Annotated in this window: 1 protein-coding gene; it reads left to right on the top strand. The window is 59.4% G+C overall.

Going from position 1 to position 903, the window contains the following annotated elements; all coding sequences use genetic code 11:
* Positions 1 to 903: immunoglobulin-like domain-containing protein (locus PMI28_RS02315; RefSeq protein WP_007992081.1), on the top strand; the 903-nt coding region annotated here is incomplete at both ends.

The raw sequence follows: 903 nt of genomic DNA, 5'->3' as shown, positions 1-903 counted from the left end.
CACCGGCACTGTCGTGGTCGATACCCCGGCCAATGATGTTTATGTCAACGGCAGCACCGTCAGCACCACCATCACCGGTACCGCCGGCGGCAACTTTGAAAACCTGGTGCCGAGTAAAGAGCCAGCGGTGACGTCCATCACTGACTCGATCGACAACACCACTGTCACCCTGTCCGCGACTCCAACCGTGTCGGAAACCGGCGCAATCACTTATACCGCGAGCATCATCGACGCCCAGGGCAACCCGGTAAAAGTGACAGGCTCAGACGTTGTCGTTACGTTGGCCAATAGCGAAACGATCACCATCCCTGTCGGCCAGTCCGGTGCCAGCATCAACGTCAACGCGCCGAACGATGTGTACACTGGCGCGGCACCGATCAAGACTGAAATTACCACCACAAGCGGTGGCAACTTCGAAAACCTTGGCGCCGACAAAACGCCGGTCGAGACGACTGTCACCGACAGGATTGACGACACCGCCGTCACCCTCACCGCGTCGCCAAGCACCGTTGAAGGAGGGCCGATCACCTACACCGCCACCATCACTGACGCACAGGGCAACCTGGTGAAAGTGACTGGTTCTGACGTGGTCGTAACCTTGGCCAATGGCGAAACGATCACCATCCCTGTTGGTCAGTCTGGCGCCAGTATCAACGTCAACGCGCCGAACGATGCGTACAACGGCGCTGAGCCGATCAAAACCTCGATCACTGGCACCACCGGCGGCGACTTCGAAAATCTGGGTTCAAACAAGACGCCGGTTGAAACAACGGTTACCGATAAAGTCGACACCACCACGGTGACGCTGAGCGCGACGCCGAGCGTGGACGAGAACGGCACCATCACCTACACCGCCACCTTGACCGACGCCCAGGGCCAAGCGGTCACCGCGCACAACGGTCC

Origin of the sequence: Pseudomonas sp. GM48 (assembly GCF_000282335.1) — a bacterium.
Classification (GTDB): domain Bacteria; phylum Pseudomonadota; class Gammaproteobacteria; order Pseudomonadales; family Pseudomonadaceae; genus Aquipseudomonas.
The sequence above is the reverse complement of the archived record's forward strand: the minus strand, read 5'-3'. Positions and strand labels throughout refer to the sequence as shown.